The sequence below is a fragment of the Mycobacterium sp. 852002-51961_SCH5331710 genome (assembly GCF_001665535.1).
Taxonomy (GTDB): Bacteria; Actinomycetota; Actinomycetes; order Mycobacteriales; family Mycobacteriaceae; genus Mycobacterium.
Genome location: NZ_LZSQ01000056.1, coordinates 19,222 through 41,128 on the forward strand (window position 1 = coordinate 19,222; position 21,907 = coordinate 41,128).

A 21,907-nucleotide genomic window follows, 5' to 3' on the forward strand; every position below is an offset into this window, starting at 1 on the left:
ATTACAGCTGGGGCCGGTGTGGAAGGACGTGGTCATGGGCCAACTCATCATGCTCGGAACGCTGTTCGGGCTGCTCGTCTTGATCGTCGGCGTGGTGCTGTACTTCGATCCCGAAGCGCGCGGCGAGAAGAGCGCTGCCGAGGACGACCGATGAGCACCGAGCTGACACCGGCGTTGATCGTCGGCCTGTCCTTCGCCTACGTCGGCGGCCTCCTGTTTTTGGCCTACGGCGTGTATCTGAGCATTCGTCGTGGCCGCCTTCATCCACTGCTGCTGGTGTCGATTTCCGCGATCTCGTTCTCGTGGATCGAGGCGCCGTACGACTGGGCGGTGTACGCCCAATTCCCGCCGGCACTTCCGCGCATGCCGTCGTGGTGGCCGATGAACATGACGTGGGGCGGCGGACTTCCGTCGTCGGTGCCGATCGGGTACATCGCCTACTTCGTGCTGCCCGCGGTGATCGGCGCCGCGCTCGGCCGGTGGCTGATCCGGCGATTCGGTTGGCGCAGACCGCAAACCCTGCTGATCGTGGGTCTGCTGGTCGGGTTCTGCTGGGCTCTGCTGTTCAACGGTTTCTTCGGTCCCCGCGCCGGCGTCTTCTACTACGGATACGTGATCCCGGGGTTGGCGATCTTCGAGGGAAGCAAGTTCCAGTACCCGATCTACGACGCGGTCGCGATGGGCTTGCAGATGATGGTGTTCACCTACCTACTGGGGCGCGTCGACGGTCAGGGGCGCAACGTGATCGAGGTGTGGGCGGACAAGCGGTCGACGAGTCGCCTCGGATCGGCGTTGCTGTCGGTCGCCGCCGTCGTCGTGGTGGGGCACGTGATGTACGGCGCGGTCTTCGCCCCGCACCTGGCGACCAAGCTCGGCGGCTACGTGACGTCCGGTCCGACCGAGCAACTGTTCCCTGGGATCCCGAACCAGCCCCGCTGACTACGACGCCAATTTCGAGCACGAATCCGCGCATCGCAGTAAGCTGCGAACATTCAGCTAGCCGGCGTACCGGGTGCGGAGGTTCGCCACCCGCCTACGAAAGGGAGTCGGCCATGAGATCTACCCATCGCTGCCTACTGGTTGCGCTGTCGATATCGGTGGTGCCGATTGCCGTCGCTGTCGCCCCCGTCGGATCGGCGGAATGCACGAATGCGGGCGCTGCCACCGTGTGCGCGCAGGGCGACGTCCGCGGCGGTGGACCCAGTGCCCCCCAGGCCGGTCCGGTCTACCCCGGCTACTGCGCCGACCCATGGTATTGCAGCGATGATTGGGGACTCGATGTCATCGTCGACCCAAGTCCGCCGAGACCGCCGAGACCGCCCATAATCGATCGGCCGGGACGGCCGGGTATCGGGCCGCGCTGAATACTGTCGATTTGTCCTCCGTCCAATCGAGCAAGGAGCTTGGAATGTTCTCACGCAACGTTTTCGGTGTTGGTGTGCTCGCCGGCGCGATCCTCTTCGGTGCCGCACCGGCCGCCGCCGACCCGCCCAATTGCACGGCCGCCGATCTGGCCGGCGTCATGTCCGGCGTCTCGGCGGGCACGTCGTCGTACCTGTTCACCCACCCGGACGTGAACGCGTTCTTCACCGGGCTGAAAGGCAAGCCGAGGGACCAGATGACTGAGGAGATTCAGGCGTACCTGGACGCCAATCCGCGGGTCCGCGACGAGTTGCGGGCGGTCCGACAGGCCGCATCCGACTTCCGGGCGCGCTGTGACGTCGCGATGCCCGACCTGCCGATGGGCTAACGATCAAGCGCGGAACTGACAGACTGGAGGCGTGCGCGACACACCGAAGTGCTGGCTCACCGACATGGACGGCGTGCTCGTCCGCGAGGAACACGCGCTGCCCGGCGCCGCGGAGTTCCTGCAGCGGCTCGTCGACTTGCAGCGGCCGTTCCTGGTTCTGACCAACAACTCGATCTTCACCCCCCGCGATCTGTCGGCGCGTCTACGGCGGTCGGGCCTGATCGTGCCCGAGGAGTCCATCTGGACCTCCGCGCTGGCCACTGCGTCGTTCCTCACAGATCAGCTGCCGGGCGGGTCGGCCTATGTCATCGGAGAGGCGGGTCTGACCACAGCGCTGCACGAGGCCGGTTACACCCTCACCGACGTCGAGCCGGACTTCGTCGTTCTGGGCGAAACCCGGACCTACTCTTTCGAGGCGATCACCAAGGCGATCCGGTTGATCCTCGGTGGTTCGCGGTTCATCGCCACCAACCCCGACGTCACCGGGCCGTCGGCGGAGGGGCCGCTGCCGGCGACCGGGTCGGTCGCCGCGATGATCACCAAGGCCACGGGCCGCGAACCCTACTTCGTCGGCAAGCCCAATCCGATGATGTTCCGCAGCGCGCTCAACCGAATCGAGGCGCATTCGGAGAGCACGGTCATGGTGGGGGACCGGATGGACACCGACGTCGTCGCGGGCATCGAGGCCGGGCTGGAGACCATCCTGGTGCTGACCGGGTCGACGACCGTCGACGAGGTCGAGCGGTACCCGTTCCGGCCCAGCCGCGTGTTGCCGTCCATCGCCGAGGCCATCGAACTGGTGTGAGGCGCGGCGCGGCCGCTGCCTACACTGACCCCGATGACCAGCACATCTGAGGCGACGCGGCCGCTGGCCGGCGTGCGTATTGTCGAGATCTCCAGTTTCGTCGCCGTCCCGTTGGCGGGCATGACGCTGGCCCAGCTCGGGGCGGAGGTGACACGGGTCGATCCGATCGGCGGTGCCGCCGACTACCGCCGGTGGCCCGTCACCGACGACGGCGAGAGCATCTACTGGGCCGGGCTGAACAAGGGCAAACGTTCGGTCGCGGCCGACGTGCGCTCCGGCGAGGGTCAGGACGTGATCAAACGGCTCATCGCGAGCAGCGGGGTCCTGATCACCAACGTCGCTGGGCGCGAATGGCATTCGTACGACGCCCTGTCGGAGCTGCGCCCCGACCTGATCCACGTCGAGGTCTCCGGCCGCGCCGACGGTGGCACGGGCGTCGACTACACGGTCAACGCGGGCATCGGTTTTCCGCTCGTCACCGGTCCGTCCGAACTCGCATCCCCGGTGAACCACGTCCTGCCGGCGTGGGACGTCGCATGCGGGCTCTACACCGCGCTGGCCGTGGTGACCGCGCTGCGGCACCGCGACGCGACCGGACAGGGCCAGCGGATCAGCATTCCGCTCGAGAACGTCGCGCTGGCCACGGCGGGCAACCTCGGCTTCTTCACCGAGGTGATGGTCAACGGCACCGCACGCGAACGCATCGGCAACTCGGTGTACGGCCAGTACGGTCAGGACTTCGTCAGCAGCGACGGGGTCTCGTTCATGGTCGTCGCGCTGACGGGGCGTCACTTCCGTGACCTCACCGAACTCACCGGCACGGCGAAAGCAGTTGCCGCGCTGGCGGAGACACTCGGTGCCGACTTCTCCGACGAGGGTCAGCGGTTCGTGCACCGTGACGCATTGAGCGGGCTGTTCGCCGAGTGGTTCAGCGCGCACACGGCCGAGGAAATCGGCGCGGCGCTGTCGGGTACATCGGTGCTGTGGGAGCGGTACCGCACCTTCGCCGAGGCCACCACCGAGGACAAGGTCACCGCCAACCCGTTGTTCACGCCGCTCGACCAGCCGCGGATCGGCACCTATCTGGCGCCGGGACTACCGATTTCGATCGGCGGGCAGTATCCGCCCGCGGTCGCCTCGCCGGCGCTCGGGGACGACACCGTGGGCGTGTTGAGCGACTGGCTGGGATTGACCGAGCAGCAGGTCGACGGCCTGGTCTCGTCGGGCGCCGTGGCGACGGGACGGGCCGAATGAGCAGACTGCTCGACCTGCTCGAGCTGCGGCCCGGTGTCGACACCGACAGCTGGGTGGGTCCGGCGAGCGGCCCGGCCGGAAAACGGTCTTACGGCGGGCAGTTCGTCGCGCAGAGCCTGGCTGCCGCCTGCCGCACCGTCGACGGGGACCGGCTGCCCACCAATCTGCACCTGCAGTTCCTTCGTGGTGGAGAGGCGGGTGACGAAGTCGCGTACGGCGTTACGCGCGTGTTCGACGGTCGCACGTCATCGGCGCGGCGCGTCGAATCCCGGCAGGCGGAACGGCTCCTGACGACGGCGACGGTGTCGTTCGCGGTGCCGATGCGTGGTCCGGAGCACGGACACCGACTGCCCGCGCTCTACGATCCGGAGACGTTGCCCCGCACCGGTCCTGCCGGACCGGCGCCGTCGATGCCGCTCGAGGAACTCGACATCCGGATCTTCGACGACAGCTCCTCCGGCGAGTTCGTGCGTCGCTTCTGGTGGCGCACGACCGTGTCCCTGCCGCAGGATCCGGTGCTGCACACGCTGATCGCGGTCTACGTGTGCGACGTGTACATGATCGATCCGGCGCTTGGAGTTCACGGCCATTCGATGCGGGCGCGAACGCACCGCAGCGGTACCACGGACTCGTCGATCTGGTTCCATCAACCGGTTTTCGCCGACCAGTGGAACCTGCTCGAGTCGACGTCGCCCGCCGCCGCGCGGGGCAGGGGAGTCGTGACAGGAAGCCTGATCCGCGCCGACGGTGTCATCGCCGCGACGCTGGCGCAGGAGGGGCTGATCGCCGAGCGGGACTGAGCGTCGGTCTAATGCAGCGCGGGTGCCGTCGCGCTCTGTCCCCTGCGCACCCGCAGCCACCGGCGCGCGGCCGTCACGAGATAGGTGATCAGGATCCCGACCGCGAGCGAGGCGATCACCCCGACGCCGGGGTGTCCGGGGAACCACGAATACACCTGGTAATGAACCAGGTAGGTGTACAGCGATGCCTCGGCGAGCACGCCGGCCGCGACGGTCAGCATCGCGGGACAGCGGATGGTGGGTAGCCAGATGACCAGGGCGAGGCCGCCGAACACGACGAGACCCCGCAGCATGGTGTCGAAGTAACCGAGCAGCGCGACCGCCAAAACCGCGGTGAGCAGCGCGCGTTGCAGGGTCGACGTCGCTTTCGACGCCGCCCATCCGAGCGCGAAGAACCAGAACGCGAGGATCGTGAACCAGGCCTCGCGGCCCATGTCCAATCCGAGCACGTCGTAGCGCAGGGCCAGGCCGAACACTAGGAACACCACCGCGACCGTGAACGGCCGTCGGCGCTCGGCACGGTCCATCGCCGGTATCCAGAACAGCAGCGCCAGCGCCACCAGCGTCCACACCAGGACTTCGACGAACCAGAGGCGCCCGGCGGTCATGCTGTCGTGTGGACCGAGGAACTTGTTGGCCAACAGCAGATTCGACCAGGTGTAGTCGCGTGTCCACAGAAGCGCGATGCTCACCCACAGCACCGAAGGCACCGCGATCCAGCCGATCGTGTTGCGCAGGTGGCGCACCCGTTTCGCGCGGGGCACCGGGGTGAGGCAGAACCGGCCGAAGTTGTATCCGGCGATGCCGAGCAACAAGTGGGCGCCGCCCCATAGTTCGAACAGTTCGGCGTGCGACCCGACGATCAGGACGATCGCCACGGCCCGCAACGCCACGCTGGTCTCCAGCGTCGCGTCCCACAGCCGCCACCGCGGTCGCCGCGGCTTCACCAGGCCTTCGAGTTCGCGTAGCGGCCGCTGCTGCCATTCGACGGGCAGCTGCCCGATCGCCCGCTCCAGCCGCACCGACATCGCCACGTAGGACAACGAGTTTCCGCCGAGGTCGACGAAGCTGGCGTCCGGGTCGATGGCCGCCGGGTCGAGTTGCAGTACGTCGGCGAACAACCCGTGCAGGTCGGTCGCGGCCGGCGCATCGCGGCCTCCCGCGAGCTCACGGACGGTGCGATAGTCCGGTTTCCCGGATTCCAGCAACGGCAGCTCGTCCACCGTGACCGCGCGCACCGCGGAGGCGGGCACACCGGCCGTCTCGGCAGCGATGCGCTGAACGTCGCGCTCGGTGTGTGCGCCCGCGGCGGCGACGACGAGCCGGTCGTCGTCATTGGTGCAGAAGGCGGTGATCCCGCTGGCGCTCAACGCGGATTCGACGCGCTGCAGATCGACGCGCAGACCGTACATCTTCACGAATCGGCTGGTGCGCCCGACGATCTCATAGAGACCATCGGGAGCGCGGCGAGCGAGGTCACCGGTGTGCAGCGAGTCGACGGTCTTGCCGAGCGCGAGGTCGTCCGGTCCGTGGGCGTAGCCCATCATCACGTTGGGGCCGCGATACACCAATTCGCCGACGCCAGGGGAGTCGTCGGACGCTTCGATCGCGAACGCACCCCCGGGTATCGGGCGGCCGATCGCGTCGGGGCGTGACAGCGCCAAATCCGGTGACAGGTAAGCCATTCGGGCGGTCGCCTCGGTTGCCCCGTACATGACGAACAGTTCCCAACCGCCATCGCGCGCCCATTCAGCGAAGCGTCGTACCCGCTCGGGGAGCATACGCCCGCCCGCCTGCGTCAGGTACCGCAGGTGGGGGAGATCCATCGCGTCGAACCCGACGCGCTCGAGCAGTTCGAAGGTGTAGGGCACACCCGCAAACGACGTGCCGCGGTGACGACCGAACAGCTCCCAGAACCGCTCGTCGGTCACCGAGAGGTCGGTGAGGATCAGGCCGGCGCCGCGGATCAGGTGGCTGTTCACAACCGAGAGCCCGTAGCAGTACGACATGGGTAGTGTGGTTGCTGCACGGTCGGTTTGGCGAATATCGAGGTAGTCCGCGATCGCGCCGGCGTTGGACAGCAGATTCTCGCGCGACAGCCGGACCAACTTCGGTGATCCGGTGGTGCCCGACGTGGACATCAGAACGGCCAGGTCGTCGTGCAGGCGGCGTCCGCCCGCTCGGCGTCGGTGTGTGACCATGCCCTCGCTGATCACGGTGTCGGGCTCGTAGGTTCGCAGGATCGTGGTGTGATCGCGTCCGGCTGGCGCCGGGAGCACCACGTGGTCGCCGGCGAGTGCGGCGAGGTAGTGCACCAGAGTGTCGACGTCGTTGCGGGTTTCGAGCAGCACGAGGCGGCGGTCCTCGCCGAGCTCGGACATCGCACCCGCGACCCGGTCGGCCAGCGCGTCGTATGTCAGGCACTCCGATTCGGTGTACACGGCGACGTTGTCACGGTGGCCGCGTAAGTGATCGATCAGGGTTGTCACAGCGCGACTCCGCTGCCGACGACCTGAATGTGAACCTTGGCGTCGACCTGGGGCGGCGCGAGGCTGTGCTGGCGAACGATGATGGGGTCGGCATCACCGGCGGGATCGACGGTCAACAGCACGTCGTGGCCGAGAAACTCGACCGCCAGAACTGTGCCGACGCCTTCGAGTCGCTCGGCGTCGGAAACCACCGTCGCGACGAGTTGCTCGGGACGCAGCAGCAGCGTCGCGGGGCCGGAAGGATGGGATTGTGCGCCCTGCAGGGGGATTCGTCCGAGTACGCATTCGGCGACGCCGGCGGTCACGGTGCAGGGCAGCGATATGCAGTCACCGAGGAATGCGGCGGTGAAGTGGTCCGTCGGCTGCCGATACACCTGCTGCGGGGGTCCGACCTGGGTGAAACGACCGTCGCGCATCACCGCCACTTGATCGGCGACCGAAAGCGCCTCCTCCTGGTCGTGGGTGACCAGCAGCGTGGTGACGCCGGCATCGATCAGCAAGCGGGCGACGGCTTTCCGAGTAGACGCCCGTAGCCCGGTGTCGAGTGCGCTGAACGGTTCGTCGAGCAACATCGCCACTGGTTTGCGCGCAAGCGCACGGGCAAGGGCCACCCGCTGCTGCTGACCGCCGGAGAGTTCGTGGGGCCGGCGCGATGCGAACGACGGGTCCAGCGAGACCGTTTCGAGCAGTTCGCCCACCCGCGCGCGAATCTCGGCGCGGCGCGCGGACTTGTGCAGACCGTAGGCGATGTTCTGGCCCACGGTCAGATGGGGGAACAGCGCCCCGTCCTGGGCGACATAACCGACGGCCCGTCGGTGCGGCGCCACGGCGTTTCGCGGACTGGCCACCTGACGACCCTCGATGACGACGGTTCCGTCGTCCGGTGTTTCGAATCCGGCGATCAGACGTAGCAGCGTCGTCTTGCCGCACCCCGACGATCCGACGACCGCGGTGATGGTCCCTGCCTTCATCTCGAGGTCGATGTGGTCGAGCACGGTATGACCGTTGAAAGCCTTCGCCAGGCCGTGGATTTCGACAATGCTCACAGCGCCGCCGCCTTCGTCGACTGCCGGTACAGCAGCAATGTGACCGGTATGGCGAGGACGACGAGCACCAACGCGTACGGCGCGGCCGCCGCGTAGTCCAACTCGCTGGAATAGGACCAGAACATCATCGCCAGTGTGCGGGTGCCCGTCGGCGCGAGCAGCAGGGTAGCGGTCAGTTCAGTTGCCACCGCGACGAATACCAGCGAGGCGCCCGCGGCCGCGGCGGGCGCCGTCAACCGCAGCGTCACCCGCAGGAACGTCGCTGTCGGCGAGCTGCCCAGCGACCGTGCCGCCTCCTCGAGACTCGGCGGGACCTGGGCCAGGCCGGCGCGGACGTTGACCAGTGCGCGGGGCATGAACAGCAGGACGTAGGCGAACACGATCAGCGCCAGGCTCTGATAGAGGGGTCGCACGAAGTGGATCGTCACGGTCACCAGCGCCAGGGCGGTGACGATGCCGGGTAGCGAACTGGTCACGTAGTTCGCACCCTCGACGACCCGCGCCAGCACTCCGCTGGAGCGCACCGCCACCCACGCGACCGGGAACGCGAGAACTGTCGTCAGAACCGCTGCGGCGGAGGCCAATCCGATGGTCTGGCCCAGCGCCGAGAGAATGTCGTCGACGATCCAGACGTCTCGGCCGCCCAACCACAGCCACCGGGCGATCGTGCCGACAGGCACACCGATGGCCAGCACCGCCAGCGTCGTCAGCGCGAGCGTCGCCGGAACCTTGCTGTGGCGCAGGTGTATCGGTGATGACGCACGCGGCGCTCCCGACCCGATCCTGGCGAACCGCGCGTTACCACGGGCCGCGGCCTCGCTGACCAGCAGCGCCAGGCACAGCAGTACGAGCACACCGGCCAGCATGCTGCCCGCCGCACCATCGAAGGTGGCCTGGAACTGTTGGAAGATCGCGACGGTGAAGGTGTCGAACCGCACCATGGCGAACGCACCGAACTCGGCGAGCAGGTGCACGCCGACCAGCAGCGCACCACCGAGAATCGCGAGCCGCAGTTGCGGAAGCACGATGCGTAGGAAGACCTCCGCCGAACCGGATCCCAGCGCCCGTGCCGACTCCTCGACGGCGGGGTCGAGGCGTCGCAACGTCGCCGCGACCGGCAGATACATGAACGGGAAGTAGGACAGGGTCGTGACCAGAACACCCGCAGGCAGCCCGTGCAGCGACGGGATCACCCCGACCCAGGCGTAGCTGTTGACGAAGGCCGGAATGGCCAGCGGCGCAACGAAGAGGGGCCGCCAGAACGCCCGACCCGGAAGGCCCGTGCGCTCCACCAGCCACGCCACCCCGACCCCGATCACAACACACAGCGGAACGGCGATGAAGACCAGCGCGACCGTGTTGACGAGCAGCTCACCGACGCGCGGGCGCACGACGAGCTCGTACGCCCGCGTCCAGCCCACCGAGATGGTCGCCCACGCCACGTATCCCAGCGGAATGCAGGTCGCGGCGACGAGGATCGCGACCGTGGCCGAGATCAGCGGGCCGGGCCGGGCCGTCTTGTCCGACCGCGACACCGGTGCCGTGGGCGGAGGGACGGGAGGAGCGGCGGTGACCACCTACAGCAAGCCCGCTTTCGTCATCAGATCGGTGACCTCCTGCGCGTCCAGGTTCGACGGGTCGACATTGGGCGCCTGCAGCGTGTCCAGCGGGGGCAGAGCGGGATTCGCGGGTACGCCGCTGGCGACGGGGTATTCGAACGACGTCCCCTTCTCGAGCACCTCCTGGCCCGCCTTGCCGGTGATGAACTTGATGAACTGCTGCGCCTCGTCCATGCGGTCGGTCGAGGCGAGCACACCACCGCCGGACAGGCTGACGAACGCGCCGGGATCTTCGTTCTTGAAGTAGTGCAGAGCGGTATTGCCGCTCATCTCTTTGGTTTTCGCCTGATCGCGGAACCAGTAGTAGTGGTAGATCACGCCGCCGTCGACCTCACCGGCGTTGACGGCTTTGAGCGTGGCGATGTTGTCGCTGTAGAGCTTGGCGTTGGCCTTCATCGCGGCTAACCATTGCGCTGTCGCGGGCTCGCCCTTGAGCTGCAGCAGCGCCGAGACGATCGCCTGGAAGTCGGCCTTGGTCGGGGGCGCGCCCCACCGCCCCTTCCACTGCGGCTGCTGAAGGTCGAGCAGCGACTTGGGCAGCTGGTCGGGTTGCAGCCTCGAGGTGTTGTAGACGAACACGGTGCTGCGCGCGGCCACCCCGGTCCACTTGCCCGACGGCGGACGGTATTGCGGCGGAACCTGATCCAGCGTCTCGGGCTGCAGTTCGGCGAACAACCCGGCGCGTTCGACGGCGGCCATCGCGGGGGAGTTCTCGGTCAGGAACACGTCGGCAGGCGATGCCTTCCCTTCGGCCACAAGCTGATTGCCGAGTTCGGTGTCACCGCCTTGCCGGTAGGCGACCTTGATCCCGGTCTCCTTGGTGAAGGCGTCGATCCACTCCTTGGTCAGCGACTCGTGCTGGGCGTTGTAGATCAGCAACTCGTCGCTGTCGCCCGAGTCCGAGCATCCGGTGGCGGTGACGGTGAGGGCGAGGGTGGACAGGACGGCGGCGATCAGCCTCCACCTTGGTCGCATGCAGGAGATCCTTTCGCGGGTACGTGCAGGTCAGGCCGCAATCTTTAGCTGAGGTTTACCTAATGAACATACCCTTCCCGGCCTCCGGGATCGCTGGCTGTCTCGTGATTCGACGCAGGCGGCGGCGAACCGACGGGTTTCGGTGTAGCTGGAGGGCGAGGCGGTCCCGTTTCGGCACAGCACTCCGGCGTCGCCTTCCCCGGGGTACGTTTGCCTGGATCGGGGGCGGCGCGCCCCGCGGCACGGACTCCGAGGATGGTCGAATGAACGGATCCAAGCTTTCGGGACTGGTTTGCGGAGCGCTGATCGTGGCCGGTGCCATGTGGGCCGCCCCGGCCGCCGGTGCCGCACCGTGCACGGCCAGTGGCCTGGCGACGACGGCCAGCGGCGTGCTGAGCCAGGCGGGTGGTTATCTGGAGGCCCACCCCGGTGCCAACGAAGTGCTGACCGCGGCCGCGACACAGCCGCCGCAGGACGCTCGCGCCGCCGTGCGCGGCTACTTCACCGCGCATCCCAACGAGTACCTCGACCTGCGGGGAATCGCGGCGCCGCTGACGGATATGCGCGCGCAGTGCGGTATCGCCGTCAGCCCGGCGCAGTTGGCGACGTTGTTCGACGCGATGGGCGAATAGTCACATCCGTCCGTTGCGGGCACGAACGAAGTTGTAGACGCCGAACGCGGCGATGCCGATGGCCGCAAGGACGAGAAGGATCTTGCCGAACGGCGCCTGTCCGAGGGTCTTGACGGCGGCGTCCAGCCCCGTGGCCTTGGCGGGGTCGGCCTGCAGGGTGGCCACGATGACGAGCACGCCCGCCCCCGCTAGGACCAGGCCCTTGGCGGCGTAGCCAGTGATCCCCACCGCTTTGACTCCGGTTCCGCCGGTACTGCGCAGGTCCTTGAAGAATCTCTTGGTCACGCCCTTGTAGACGTGGTAGCCGCCGACCGCGATCAGTCCGAGTGCGACCGCGATCAGCACGGCTTTACCCCAGCCGGATTGCATCATCTGCGCGCTGAGGCCGGCGTTCTGCTGCGAGCTCTGCTGGCCGCTGCCCACGGCGAAGCGGGCCGCGGAGAAGGCGATGGCGAAGTTCACGACGGCCAGACCGAGCGATTTCACGCGCTTCCACGCCGGGGTGTCGTCGTTGAAACGGCCCGATCCCTCGCCCGGCCGTGGGCCGACGACCGCTTCGGCGACGCGCCACAATCCGAGCGCGAGCAGACCCGCGGCGACGAGCCACAGGAGCACGGCGCCGAAGGTCTGTTGCGCGAGTGTCGCCAGAGCGCCCGACTGGTCTGCGTTGCCGCCGGATCCGAACGCGATCCGCAGGATCAGATAGCCGACGAGCAGATGAAGGACACCGCTGACCGCGAAGCCGGCCCGCGCGGTGTATTCGAAGGCGTCGCTGTCGGTGGCACGGTCGGCGACTCCGTGTAACGAGTTGTCGGTCATGCCGACCTGTACCCGCTTTTTGACGTCGGCGAAACGGTGCCGGCGCAATCTGTGGATGAAACCGGCGTTGGGGATAAGGGTCTGCACGGGCGCGGGCGGCGCGTCGATGTGTCGGTGACCTGACCGACGGTCAAGCCATGACTTCATGGACGCGTGCCGAGATCGGCGCGCTGGGTGAGCAACTCGCGGTCGATCACCTGCGGTCGGTGGGCCTGCGGGTGCTCGAGCGCAACTGGCGGTGCCGGTTCGGCGAGTTGGATGTGATCGCGATCGACGACACGACCCGCACCGTGGTGTTCGTGGAAGTGAAGACCCGCACGAGCGATAGGTTCGGCGGTGTCGAAGAAGCGGTGACACCGCAGAAGGTGCGGCGGCTGCGGCGGCTCGCCGGGCTGTGGCTGGCGGCCCAGCAGACCGGATGGCCGAGTGTGCGCATCGACGTCGTCGGGGTCCGGATCGGGCGGCGCCGCGCGCCGGAGATCATCCACTTCCAGGGGGTGGGGTAGATGGCGTTGGGGCGGGCGTATTCGGTTGCGGTGACCGCGCTCGACGGTCAGATCGTCGAGATCGAGGCCGACATCGGCAACGGGCTGCCCCGTGTCCACTTGGTCGGTCTCCCCGATGCAGCGCTCCAGGAGTCTCGCGACCGGGTTCGCGCCGCGATCACGAACTGCGGATGCGAGTGGCCGCAGGCTCGCCTCACGCTGGCGCTCTCACCGGCGACCTTGCCGAAAATGGGATCGGTGTACGACCTGGCGTTGGCGATGGCGGTGCTGTCGGCCAACGTCAAGGAAGAGTGGCCGCGACTCGAAAAGGCCCTGCTGCTTGGCGAATTGGCTCTCGACGGGCGGGTCCGGCCGGTCAAGGGCATCCTGCCCGCAGTGCTGGCGGCGAAACGGGAAGGGTGGCCCGCGGCGGTGGTGCCCGCCGAGAACTTGGCCGAAGCCAGCCTCGTCGACGGCATCGATGTGTGGGGCGTGCGCACGTTGACTCAGCTGAAGGCGTGGATCACGGGTACGGGGCAGCTCGAAGCGCGCATCGCGTCTCCGTCGTCGCGCCCCGAACCCCGGGCCGACCTCGCCGACGTCATCGGTCAAACGGAAGCGCGCTACGCAGTCGAGGTGGCCGCGGCCGGTGGCCATCACCTCATGATGACCGGCCCTCCAGGCGTCGGGAAAACGATGCTCGCGCAACGTCTTCCGGGCCTTCTACCGCCGCTGTCCGACAGTGACGCCCTCGAAGTCACCGCAATCCACTCGGTGGCGGGGCTGTTGTCGGAGGAAACGCCGCTGATCACCCGCCCGCCCTTCGTCGCTCCGCATCACACGTCGAGTGTGGCGGCGATGGTCGGCGGCGGGTCGGGAATGGCGCGCCCCGGCGCGGTCAGTCGTGCGCACCGCGGCGTCCTGTTTCTCGACGAGTGCGCCGAGATCGGCAGCAGCGTGCTCGAGGCCTTACGAACACCCTTGGAAGACGGGGAGATCCGCCTCGCGCGCCGCGACGGCGTCGCCAGGTATCCGGCCCGCTTCCAACTGGTTCTGGCGGCCAACCCGTGTCCGTGTGCGCGCCCCGACCCGCGGGACTGTGTGTGCACCGGACATGAGAAACGGCGATACCTCGGCAAGCTGTCCGGTCCCCTGATCGACCGTGTCGACCTTTACGTGCGGATGCACTCACTACGGGCGGGCGCGATCGTCGCCAAGGACGGCGAGTCCACCGACGTGGTGCGCGAGCGGGTCGCCGCGGCGCGGGCGGCCGCTGCGGAGCGGTGGCGGCCCTACGGCATCAGCACCAACGTCGAGGTCAGCGGATCGTTGCTACGCCGCAAGTTTCGCCTGCCTCCCGCGGTGATGAAGCCGTTCGAGGCGGCGCTGAACCGGGGCACGCTGAGCGTCCGCGGAATGGATCGGACCCTGCGGGTCGCGTGGACGCTCAGCGATCTTGCCGGACGGGCATCGCCGGTTCTCGAGGACGTCACCACGGCGTTGAGTTTCCGTCCGGCCGGGGGTGCGCTGTGAGCGACGAAACCCTGAAGGCCTGGGCGTATCTGTCCCGAGTGGTCGAACCCCCGTGTCCGGCACTGGCCGCACTCGTACGACGGGTGGGCGCAGTGGAGGCCGCGGCGCGGGTGCGTCGCGGCATAGCGGGTGAAGAGGTCGACCGTCGAGCCGAAGCCCGGCGTGACATCGACTGCGCAGAAAAGGATTTGGCCGTGTTGGCACGGCTCGGGGGCCGGCTGGTCACCTGTGATGACGACGAGTGGCCACTGCTGTCGTTCAATGGGTTCGGAGGTGCACCCGACCGGTTGCGGCCGCAGGCACAGCCGCCGTTGGTGTTGTGGGCGATCGGTCCCGCCGCGCTCGACGAAGTCGCCTTCCGGTCCGCCGCCGTCGTCGGGACGCGTGCAGCGACAACTTACGGCGAGTTCGTGGCGGCCGACATGGCGACCGGACTGGCCGAGCGCGATGTCGCGGTGGTGTCCGGTGGCGCGTTCGGCATCGACGGTGCCGCGCACCGCGCGGTGCTTGCCGTCGAGGGTGTCACCGTCGCGGTGCTCGCCGGAGGCGTCGATGTGCCGTATCCGGCGGGCCATACCGCGCTGTTACGGCGGATCGCCGAACAAGGGCTGCTGCTCAGCGAATATCCGCCCGGTGTCAGGCCTGCACGTCATCGGTTTTTGACGCGCAACCGCTTGGTGGCCGCGCTGGCGGGGGCGACCGTCGTCGTGGAGGCCGGCGCGCGAAGCGGTGCGGCCAACACCGCGGCCTGGGCGCGTGGGCTCGGCCGCCCGGTGTGTGCGGTTCCCGGCCCGGTCACGTCGTCGGCGTCGGTCGGGTGTCACGCCCTGTTGCGCAGCGGGGCGCACCTCGTCACGCGCGCGGCCGACGTCGTCGAGCTGGTTGGTCGGATTGGCGAACTGGCGCCGGAAGAGCAGCGACCGGTATCACCGTTGGACGAGCTCAGCGACGCCGACAAGCGGGTCTACGACGCACTTCCGCGCCGCGGCGGGCGCACCGCCGAAGAGATCGCGGTGGCGTCCGGCCTGCCGGCGCGCCAGGTGCTGGGTCCGCTGGCGACCCTCGAACTTTGCGGACTGGTGGTCAGCCGCGACGGGAGGTGGAAGTTGGCGCCCCGGTGACATGCGTTGTCCGCGACCGCAGGCGCACAAGGTAGAACCCCGGCCGGCGCGACCTGCTCGTATAGTCGGTGAGGCCGGCTCGTACCCAGTTCGGTCGAACCGGCTAGCGAGTTTTGGAAGGATTTCTGTTGGCAAGGCGACCGATACACACTTTCGAAGTGGTGCGTACTGAGCAATTGACCCCACACCTGCTCCGGCTGGTTCTGGGCGGCCCGGGGTTCGACACGTTCACCCCGAACGAGTTCACCGACGCTTACGTCAAGATCGTGATCGTCGATCCGGCGGTCGACGTCGCCGCATTGCCGCAACCGCTGACCATCGACTCGTTCTCTTCGCTGCCGCCGGAACAGCGGCCGACCGTGCGCACGTACACCGTTCGCAACGTCGATCCCGAGCGTCGGGAGATCTGCGTCGACTTCGTGGTGCACGGTGACCACGGTGTCGCTGGACCGTGGGCTGCCGCTGCAACCCCCGGTCAGCCCGCGTACCTGATGGGGCCCAGCGGCGCCTATGCGCCGGATCCCGCCGCCGACTGGCATCTGATGGCAGGCGACGAAGCAGCGGTCCCCGCGATCAGCAATGCGCTGGAAGCGTTGCCGGACAATGCCATCGGGCACGTGTTGATCGAGGTCGCCGGGCCCGATGACGAGGTTCCGTTGAAGAAGCCCGACGGTGTCGAGGTGCGGTGGGTCTATCGCGGTGGTCGCGCGGACCTGGTCCCCGAAGATCAAGCCGGCGACCACGCCCCGCTCATCGCCGCGGTGAGAGAGACGCCGTGGTTGCCCGGACAGGTGCAGGTGTTCATCCACGGTGAGGCGCAGACGGTGATGCACAACCTGCGGCCCTACATCCGCAAGGAGCGCGGTGTCGAGGCCAAGTGGGCCTCGTCGATCTCCGGCTACTGGCGTCGGGGCCGCACCGAGGAGACCTTCCGCGAGTGGAAGCGCGAACTGGCCAAGGCCGAAGCCAACGCCTGACCGTAGGCCTGGCACGCTTGCCGCATGACGTTCGGTAACTACCAGTTCGAGATCTACCTGCAAGGCCTCTCCGGCATCGTGCCGAACCTGCCGATGACGTTCGCGGAGTGGGAAGCCAAGGCGGAGTCGGCGATGCCGCCGTCGGTGTACTCATACGTCGCCGGGGGAGCCGGTGACGAACGGACCCAGCGGCTCAATCGCACCGCGTTCGACAACTGGGGCCTGATGCCGCGGATGTTCCGCGCGACCCGCGACCGTGACCTCACCGTCGATCTGTTCGGGCTGAAGTTGCCGTCGCCGGTGTTCATGGCGCCGATCGGGGTGATCGGCATCTGCGCCCAGGACGGTCACGGTGACCTGGCCACGGCCCGCGCGGCGGCCAGGACCGGTGTGCCGATGGTCGTCTCGACGCTCACCGAGGACCCGCTCGAGGATGTCGCCGCCGAATTCGGCGACACCCCCGGCTTTTTCCAGCTCTACACGCCGACCGACCGGGAGCTGGCCGCGAGCCTCGTCCACCGCGCCGAGGCCGCCGGATACAAGGGGATCATCGTCACGCTCGACACCTGGGTGCCCGGCTGGCGACCCCGTGACCTGTCGACGTCGAACTTCCCGCAGCTGCGCGGACGCTGCCTGTCGAACTACACCAGCGACCCGGTGTTTCGCGCTGGGCTGGCTCAGTCGCCCGAGGAGAACCCGCAGGCCGCCGTCCTGCACTGGGTCGGGCTCTTCGGTAACCCGCTGACGTGGGACGACCTGCCGTGGCTGCGCTCGTTGACCGACCTGCCGCTCATCGTCAAGGGCATCTGTCATCCCGACGACGCGCGGCGCGCCAAGGACGGCGGCGTCGACGCGATCTACTGCTCGAATCACGGCGGACGACAGGCCAACGGCGGACTGGCGGCCATCGACTGCCTTCCCGGCGTGGTCGAGGCCGCCGACGGGCTGCCCGTGTTGTTCGACTCGGGCATCCGCAGCGGCTCCGACATCGTGAAAGCGCTCGCGCTCGGCGCGACCGCCGTCGGGATCGGGCGGCCCTACGCCTACGGGCTGGCGCTCGGCGGTGTGGACGGGGTCGTTCACGTGCTGCGCTCGCTGCTGGCCGAAGCCGATCTGACTATGGCCGTCGACGGCTATCCCACCCTGGCCGATCTCACTCCGGACACGCTGCGGCGCGTCACCTGAGCGTTGCGGCCGGCCTCTGCCACGGTGGGATTCGTGGAAGCCGTACTCGAGGAGTTCGACGAGTACCTCGCGCTGGAGCGAGGTCGCTCCGAGCACACCCGTCGCGCGTACCTCGGTGACCTCCGCGCGCTGTTCGGGTTCATGGCCGAGCGCGGCCACGACGCCGGACCGGGCGGCCTCAGCCTTCCGGTGCTGCGGTCCTGGCTGGCCGCGCAGGCCGCCGGCGGCGCCGCACGTACGACGCTGGCCCGGCGCACCTCGGCGGTGAAGATGTTCACCGCGTGGGCGGTGCGGCGCGGATTGATCGCGAGCGACCCCGCCGCGCGGCTTCAGGTGCCCAAGGCCCGCCGCGAGCTGCCCGCGGTGTTGCGCGAGGACCAGGCGCTCGACGCGATGGCCGCGGCGAAATCCGGCGCCCAGGAGGGCGATCCGATGGCGCTTCGCGACCTGCTGATCGTGGAGTTGTTGTACGCCACCGGTATTCGTGTCAGCGAGCTGTGCGGGCTCGACATCGACGACATCGATCTGCCACGTCGCCTGTTGCGGGTCCTGGGCAAGGGCAACAAACAGCGGACGGTGCCGTTCGGCGTTCCCGCGCAGGAGGCGCTGTCGGCGTGGCTCGACCGTGGCCGGCCTGCGTTGGCGACGCCGGACTCGGGGCCGGCCCTGCTGTTGGGGGCGCGGGGGCGTCGACTGGACCCGCGGCAGGCGCGCACCGTCGTACATCAGACCGTCGGCGCGGTCGACGGTGCGCCCGACATCGGGCCGCATGGGTTGCGACACAGCGCCGCAACGCATCTGCTCGAGGGCGGCGCCGATCTGCGCGTCGTGCAAGAACTTCTCGGCCATTCCACCCTGGCCACCACCCAGCTCTACACCCATGTCACGGTCGCGAGGTTGCGGGCCGTCCACGACCAGGCGCACCCGCGCGCGTAATGCGGAGGGCGACGGTCAGTTTCCCGTGGGGGACGGTCTCCTACCTCGAGTGGGCACCCGAGCAGGCCGGCGCGCCGACGGTGGTGCTGCTGCACGGCGGCGGGGTCGATAGCGCGTCACTGTCGTGGGGTGGTGTCGGGCCGCGGCTCGCGGCGAGCGGCTACCGCGTGCTCGCGCCCGACCACCCCGGATACGGCGGGAGTCCGCCGGCGGCCTGGCCGTCGACCCAGGACCGGTTGGTGACCTACGTCGGCGAGTTCGTCGACGCACTCGGGCTGGACCGCTACGCGATCGGCGGTCTGTCACTCGGTGGCGGAATGACGATCGGGCACGTTTTGGACCGCCCGGAAAAGGTCACGGGCGCAATGCTGTTGGGCAGCTACGGGTTGATGCCCCGGCTCTCCGAGGGACCGCTGTCCGGAACCCGGCAGGCGTTGACGTGGCTCACGGTGCGCACCGGGCTGCTGGGCGCGGTGAGCCGGTGGTCGGGGCGAAGCCGACGCGCGATGACCTGGGTCATGCCCGCGTTGATCGCCGACCCCACGCAACGCACGCCCGAACTCGTCGACGAGATCCTGTCGGCCGCTCGAGCCGAAAACGCATTCGGCGCGTTCGGTCAATGGCAGCGCGATCAGGTCAGGTGGAACGGCCTCGCCACGGACTACCGCGCCCGGCTCCCGGAATTCCCGCGGCCCGCGCTGATCATCCACGGCGACAAGGACACCAGCGTGCCGGTGGCGACGGCGCGGGCGGCGGCGGAACTGATCCCGGACGCACGACTCGAAGTGGTTGTCGGCGCCGCACATTGGGTCCAGCGCGACCGACCCGACATCGTCGTGGCCGCGATGATCGAATTCCTCGACACACTCAACGCAGCAGCTTGATCACCTCGGCGATGTCCGGCATCGTCGCGGCCCGAGCGTGCGCAAACTGTCGAAAAGCGGCGGCGTGTCGTGTGCAGACACGCACGCTCGCGGGGAAAGGGAATGCGATCGGTTTGAGGCGGATCGGGGTCGTGACCACCAGGCCCAGGGGATCGACGTAGTCGGCGCGCGCAGCAGAACCCCACATCGCGCCCCAGTGCAGGCATGCCGATCGCGGGCAGCCGGGGTGTCCGGCCTCGAGCACGCCGATTGCGGACTCCGCGTCGACGCGCTGTCCGCGCCCCACCGTCGCCCGGACCGGTTCGTAGGTGGTCCGCAACCCGCCGGGATGAGCGATCGAGACGACCGACCGCCCCGCCAGCTCTCCTGCGAACACCACGGTGCCCTCGGCCGCCGCCAGCACCCGCTGACCGGGCGTTCCCGCCAGGTCCACCCCGCGATGCCCGCTCTGCCAGTTAGGGGTGGGGACGTCGAAGCCGCGCGTCACCTCGGGGCGCGGTCGCAGCGGCCAGGCCAGCCGGCCGTCCTGCGCGGCGACGGGCACCGCCCACACCAGCGCGGACACCGTGACGGCGGCAAAGAGCACGACCCAGCGCATAACCCCAGCTCAGCGCACTATGGCCGGTCGGCGCCAGACCGCGACGAGAATCTGTGGACAACCGGCCCGGCGCGGGATCGTCGTGGAAAAAGCACCCTGTGCAGGGTGTAAACTGCTAACCGCAGCTCGCTTGCGCGGGCTGACTTCGCGTGTCTGCGCACGACCCGTTCCACTAGGTCGTATCCCGGATGCCGTCGGTCCCGTCCTCCGGACGGGTTCTGGCTTCCGAGCAGTCACCAGGGCTCGGCGTCACCCGACGCCGGCATCAACCGACGAAAAGGACCATGGACTCATGGCTGTTGTAACCATGAAGCAGCTGCTCGACAGCGGCACCCACTTCGGGCATCAGACCCGTCGCTGGAATCCCAAGATGAAGCGGTTCATCTTCACCGACCGCAACGGCATCTACATCATCGATCTGCAGCAGACGCTGACCTACATCGACAAGGCGTACGAGTTCGTCAAGGAAACCGTCGCCCACGGTGGGACGATCATGTTCGTCGGCACCAAGAAGCAGGCGCAGGAGTCGATCGCCGAAGAGGCCACCCGCGTCGGCATGCCGTATGTGAACCAGCGCTGGCTGGGTGGCATGCTCACCAACTTCTCGACCGTGCACAAGCGGCTGCAGCGTCTCAAGGAACTCGAGACGATGGAGCAGACCGGCGGGTTCGAGGGTCGCACCAAGAAGGAAATCTTGATGCTGACCCGCGAGAAGAACAAGCTCGAGCGCTCGCTGGGCGGTATCCGCGACATGGCCAAGGTGCCCTCGGCCGTGTGGGTCGTCGACACCAACAAGGAGCACATCGCCGTCGGCGAGGCGCGCAAGCTCGGCATCCCCGTCATCGCGATCCTCGACACCAACTGCGATCCCGACCTCGTCGACTACCCGATCCCGGGCAACGACGACGCGATCCGTTCGGCCGCGCTGCTGACCAAGGTGATCGCCGCCGCGGTCGCCGAGGGTCTGCAGGCCCGCGCGGGTGTGGGCCGCGACGGCGACAAGCCCGACGCCGAGGCCGCAGAGCCGCTCGCCGAGTGGGAGCAGGAGCTGCTGGCCGGCGCGACCGCCACCGCATCCCCGACCGCCGCAGGTGCCGCCCCCGGCACCCCCGAGGCGGACGTCCAGACCGAACCGAAAACCACGGAGAGCTGATATGGCCAACTACACCGCCGCTGACGTCAAGCGACTGCGGGAGCTGACCGGCGCCGGCATGCTCGACAGCAAGAACGCGTTGGTCGAGGCCGACGGCGATTTCGACAAGGCCGTCGAGCTGCTGCGCATCAAGGGCGCCAAGGACGTCGGCAAGCGCGCCGAGCGCGCGACCGCCGAGGGCCTGGTGGCCGCCAAGGACGGCGCACTGATCGAGCTGAACTCCGAGACCGACTTCGTCGCCAAGAACGCGGAGTTCCAGGCCGTCGCCGACCAGATCGTCGCCGCCGCCGCGGCCGCGAAGGCCACCGACGTCGACGCGCTTAAGGCCGCCAAGGTCGGTGACACCACCGTCGAGCAGGTGATTGCCGACCTGTCGGCCAAGATCGGCGAAAAGCTCGAGCTGCGCCGCGTCGCGTACTTCGACGGCACGGTCGAGACCTACCTGCACAAGCGTGCCGCGGACCTGCCGCCGGCCGTGGGTGTGCTGGTGGAGTACAACGGGGGCGACGACGAAAAAGGCTCCGCGGCCGCTCACGCGGTCGCGCTGCAGATCGCCGCGCTCAAGGCCAAGTACCTCACCCGGGAGGACGTGCCCGAGGACGTCGTCGCCAATGAGCGTCGCATCGCCGAGGAGACCGCCCGTACCGAGGGCAAGCCCGAGCAGGCGCTGCCCAAGATCGTCGAAGGCCGTGTGACCGGCTTCTACAAGGACGTCGTGCTGCTCGACCAGCCGTCGGTGTCCGACAACAAGAAGACCGTCAAGGCCCTGCTCGACGAGGCGGGCGTGACCGTAACCCGCTTCGTTCGCTTCGAGGTCGGCCAAGCCTAGAGATCTCCACCGCGAGC

20 protein-coding genes and 1 pseudogene are annotated in these 21,907 nt (G+C 68.3%); 15 read left to right on the top strand and 6 right to left on the bottom strand.

Annotated elements, in window-relative coordinates:
* Positions 1-150 precede the first annotated feature (150 nt).
* From A5752_RS09565 to A5752_RS09585, 5 genes are all read left to right on the top strand, one after another.
* On the top strand, positions 151-939 hold the full coding sequence (locus A5752_RS09565) for a spirocyclase AveC family protein (protein WP_067084638.1): 789 nt from the start codon (positions 151-153) through the stop codon (positions 937-939).
* 469 nt (positions 940-1,408) lie between these two features.
* The gene (locus A5752_RS09570; RefSeq protein ID WP_067084639.1) at positions 1,409-1,750 is read left to right on the top strand and encodes a heme-binding protein; all 342 of its coding nucleotides are present in this window, start codon (positions 1,409-1,411) and stop codon (positions 1,748-1,750) included.
* 64 nt (positions 1,751-1,814) lie between these two features.
* Positions 1,815-2,555, top strand: a complete 741-nt coding sequence (locus tag A5752_RS09575; RefSeq protein WP_502686708.1) for an HAD-IIA family hydrolase — start codon at positions 1,815-1,817, stop codon at positions 2,553-2,555.
* A gap of 33 nt (positions 2,556-2,588) precedes the next feature.
* The gene (locus A5752_RS09580; protein WP_067084643.1) at positions 2,589-3,809 is read left to right on the top strand and encodes a CoA transferase; all 1,221 of its coding nucleotides are present in this window, start codon (positions 2,589-2,591) and stop codon (positions 3,807-3,809) included.
* Positions 3,806-4,609 carry an acyl-CoA thioesterase gene (locus A5752_RS09585; protein WP_067084645.1) on the top strand — a complete coding sequence of 268 codons (804 nt, stop codon included), beginning with the start codon at positions 3,806-3,808 and terminating at the stop codon, positions 4,607-4,609. The genes A5752_RS09580 and A5752_RS09585 overlap by 4 nt, the downstream gene beginning before the upstream one ends.
* A gap of 8 nt (positions 4,610-4,617) precedes the next feature.
* Here A5752_RS09585 and A5752_RS09590 read toward each other — a convergent pair whose 3' ends face one another.
* The 4 genes from A5752_RS09590 to A5752_RS09605 are packed head-to-tail and all read right to left on the bottom strand — an operon-like array spanning position 4,618 to position 10,738.
* Entirely contained in the window at positions 4,618-7,098 is a 2,481-nt protein-coding gene (locus A5752_RS09590) for an AMP-binding protein (protein WP_067084646.1), read from the bottom strand.
* Complete coding sequence (locus A5752_RS09595; RefSeq protein ID WP_067084648.1) at positions 7,095-8,144, bottom strand: ABC transporter ATP-binding protein; 1,050 nt, start codon at positions 8,142-8,144, stop codon at positions 7,095-7,097. The genes A5752_RS09590 and A5752_RS09595 overlap by 4 nt, the downstream gene beginning before the upstream one ends.
* Complete coding sequence (locus A5752_RS09600) at positions 8,141-9,721, bottom strand: ABC transporter permease (protein ID WP_067084650.1); 1,581 nt, start codon at positions 9,719-9,721, stop codon at positions 8,141-8,143. The genes A5752_RS09595 and A5752_RS09600 overlap by 4 nt, the downstream gene beginning before the upstream one ends.
* Positions 9,722-10,738, bottom strand: a complete 1,017-nt coding sequence (locus A5752_RS09605; protein ID WP_067084651.1) for an iron ABC transporter substrate-binding protein — start codon at positions 10,736-10,738, stop codon at positions 9,722-9,724.
* 263 nt (positions 10,739-11,001) lie between these two features.
* On the opposite strand from A5752_RS09605, the gene A5752_RS09610 reads away from it, so the two are divergent.
* Positions 11,002-11,370, top strand: coding sequence for a heme-binding protein (locus A5752_RS09610; RefSeq protein WP_067084653.1), 369 nt, complete (start codon positions 11,002-11,004; stop codon positions 11,368-11,370).
* Here A5752_RS09610 and A5752_RS09615 read toward each other — a convergent pair whose 3' ends face one another.
* Entirely contained in the window at positions 11,371-12,189 is an 819-nt protein-coding gene (locus tag A5752_RS09615; RefSeq protein WP_067084771.1) for a DUF1206 domain-containing protein, read from the bottom strand.
* A 137-nt stretch (positions 12,190-12,326) separates the two neighbouring features.
* Between A5752_RS09615 and A5752_RS09620 the strand changes: the two genes are divergently transcribed.
* The 7 genes from A5752_RS09620 (at position 12,327) to A5752_RS09650 (ending at position 19,310) form a co-directional block, all read left to right on the top strand.
* Positions 12,327-12,695: a YraN family protein gene (locus A5752_RS09620; RefSeq protein ID WP_067084655.1), complete on the top strand. Its 369-nt coding sequence runs from the start codon at positions 12,327-12,329 to the stop codon at positions 12,693-12,695.
* Positions 12,696-14,207, top strand: a complete 1,512-nt coding sequence (locus A5752_RS09625; protein WP_067084656.1) for a YifB family Mg chelatase-like AAA ATPase — start codon at positions 12,696-12,698, stop codon at positions 14,205-14,207.
* Entirely contained in the window at positions 14,204-15,328 is a 1,125-nt protein-coding gene (gene dprA / locus A5752_RS09630; protein WP_067084658.1) for a DNA-processing protein DprA, read from the top strand. The genes A5752_RS09625 and dprA overlap by 4 nt, the downstream gene beginning before the upstream one ends.
* Before the next feature lie 128 nt (positions 15,329-15,456).
* A complete protein-coding gene (locus tag A5752_RS09635) occupies positions 15,457-16,305 on the top strand; it encodes a siderophore-interacting protein (protein WP_067084772.1) in 849 nt (282 codons plus the stop codon).
* Between the two features lie 24 nt (positions 16,306-16,329).
* Complete coding sequence (locus tag A5752_RS09640; RefSeq protein ID WP_067084660.1) at positions 16,330-17,490, top strand: lactate 2-monooxygenase; 1,161 nt, start codon at positions 16,330-16,332, stop codon at positions 17,488-17,490.
* Positions 17,491-17,523: 33 nt separating this feature from the next.
* Positions 17,524-18,426 carry a tyrosine recombinase XerC gene (locus A5752_RS09645; protein WP_067084774.1) on the top strand — a complete coding sequence of 301 codons (903 nt, stop codon included), beginning with the start codon at positions 17,524-17,526 and terminating at the stop codon, positions 18,424-18,426.
* Complete coding sequence (locus tag A5752_RS09650) at positions 18,426-19,310, top strand: alpha/beta fold hydrolase (RefSeq protein ID WP_067084662.1); 885 nt, start codon at positions 18,426-18,428, stop codon at positions 19,308-19,310. Before A5752_RS09645 ends, A5752_RS09650 begins: the two co-directional genes overlap by 1 nt.
* A 106-nt stretch (positions 19,311-19,416) precedes the next feature.
* On the opposite strand, the pseudogene A5752_RS09655 reads toward A5752_RS09650, so the two are convergent.
* A pseudogene (locus A5752_RS09655) lies at positions 19,417-19,908 on the bottom strand (murein hydrolase activator EnvC family protein); the annotation flags it as partial.
* Positions 19,909-20,200: 292 nt separating this feature from the next.
* Between A5752_RS09655 and rpsB the strand changes: the two are divergent.
* Both rpsB and tsf read left to right on the top strand, forming a co-directional pair.
* A complete protein-coding gene (gene rpsB / locus A5752_RS09660) occupies positions 20,201-21,061 on the top strand; it encodes a 30S ribosomal protein S2 (protein WP_067084664.1) in 861 nt (286 codons plus the stop codon).
* Position 21,062: 1 nt separating this feature from the next.
* On the top strand, positions 21,063-21,890 hold the full coding sequence (tsf, locus tag A5752_RS09665; RefSeq protein WP_067084666.1) for a translation elongation factor Ts: 828 nt from the start codon (positions 21,063-21,065) through the stop codon (positions 21,888-21,890).
* Positions 21,891-21,907: the final 17 nt, after the last annotated feature.

Excerpts from the sequence above, each read along its gene's own strand:
- A5752_RS09575 (WP_502686708.1), top strand. The coding sequence starts at position 1,815 with ATGGACGGCGTGCTCGTCCGCGAGGAACACGCGCTGCCCGGCGCCGCG.
- A5752_RS09650 (WP_067084662.1), top strand. The coding sequence starts at position 18,426 with ATGCGGAGGGCGACGGTCAGTTTCCCGTGGGGGACGGTCTCCTACCTC.
- A5752_RS09570 (WP_067084639.1), top strand. The coding sequence starts at position 1,409 with ATGTTCTCACGCAACGTTTTCGGTGTTGGTGTGCTCGCCGGCGCGATC.
- A5752_RS09585 (WP_067084645.1), top strand. The coding sequence starts at position 3,806 with ATGAGCAGACTGCTCGACCTGCTCGAGCTGCGGCCCGGTGTCGACACC.
- rpsB (WP_067084664.1), top strand. The coding sequence starts at position 20,201 with ATGGCTGTTGTAACCATGAAGCAGCTGCTCGACAGCGGCACCCACTTC.
- A5752_RS09610 (WP_067084653.1), top strand. The coding sequence starts at position 11,002 with ATGAACGGATCCAAGCTTTCGGGACTGGTTTGCGGAGCGCTGATCGTG.
- A5752_RS09625 (WP_067084656.1), top strand. The coding sequence starts at position 12,696 with ATGGCGTTGGGGCGGGCGTATTCGGTTGCGGTGACCGCGCTCGACGGT.
- A5752_RS09615 (WP_067084771.1), bottom strand. The coding sequence starts at position 12,189 with ATGACCGACAACTCGTTACACGGAGTCGCCGACCGTGCCACCGACAGC.
- A5752_RS09565 (WP_067084638.1), top strand. The coding sequence starts at position 151 with ATGAGCACCGAGCTGACACCGGCGTTGATCGTCGGCCTGTCCTTCGCC.
- A5752_RS09640 (WP_067084660.1), top strand. The coding sequence starts at position 16,330 with ATGACGTTCGGTAACTACCAGTTCGAGATCTACCTGCAAGGCCTCTCC.
- A5752_RS09605 (WP_067084651.1), bottom strand. The coding sequence starts at position 10,738 with ATGCGACCAAGGTGGAGGCTGATCGCCGCCGTCCTGTCCACCCTCGCC.
- A5752_RS09620 (WP_067084655.1), top strand. The coding sequence starts at position 12,327 with ATGACTTCATGGACGCGTGCCGAGATCGGCGCGCTGGGTGAGCAACTC.
- A5752_RS09580 (WP_067084643.1), top strand. The coding sequence starts at position 2,589 with ATGACCAGCACATCTGAGGCGACGCGGCCGCTGGCCGGCGTGCGTATT.
- tsf (WP_067084666.1), top strand. The coding sequence starts at position 21,063 with ATGGCCAACTACACCGCCGCTGACGTCAAGCGACTGCGGGAGCTGACC.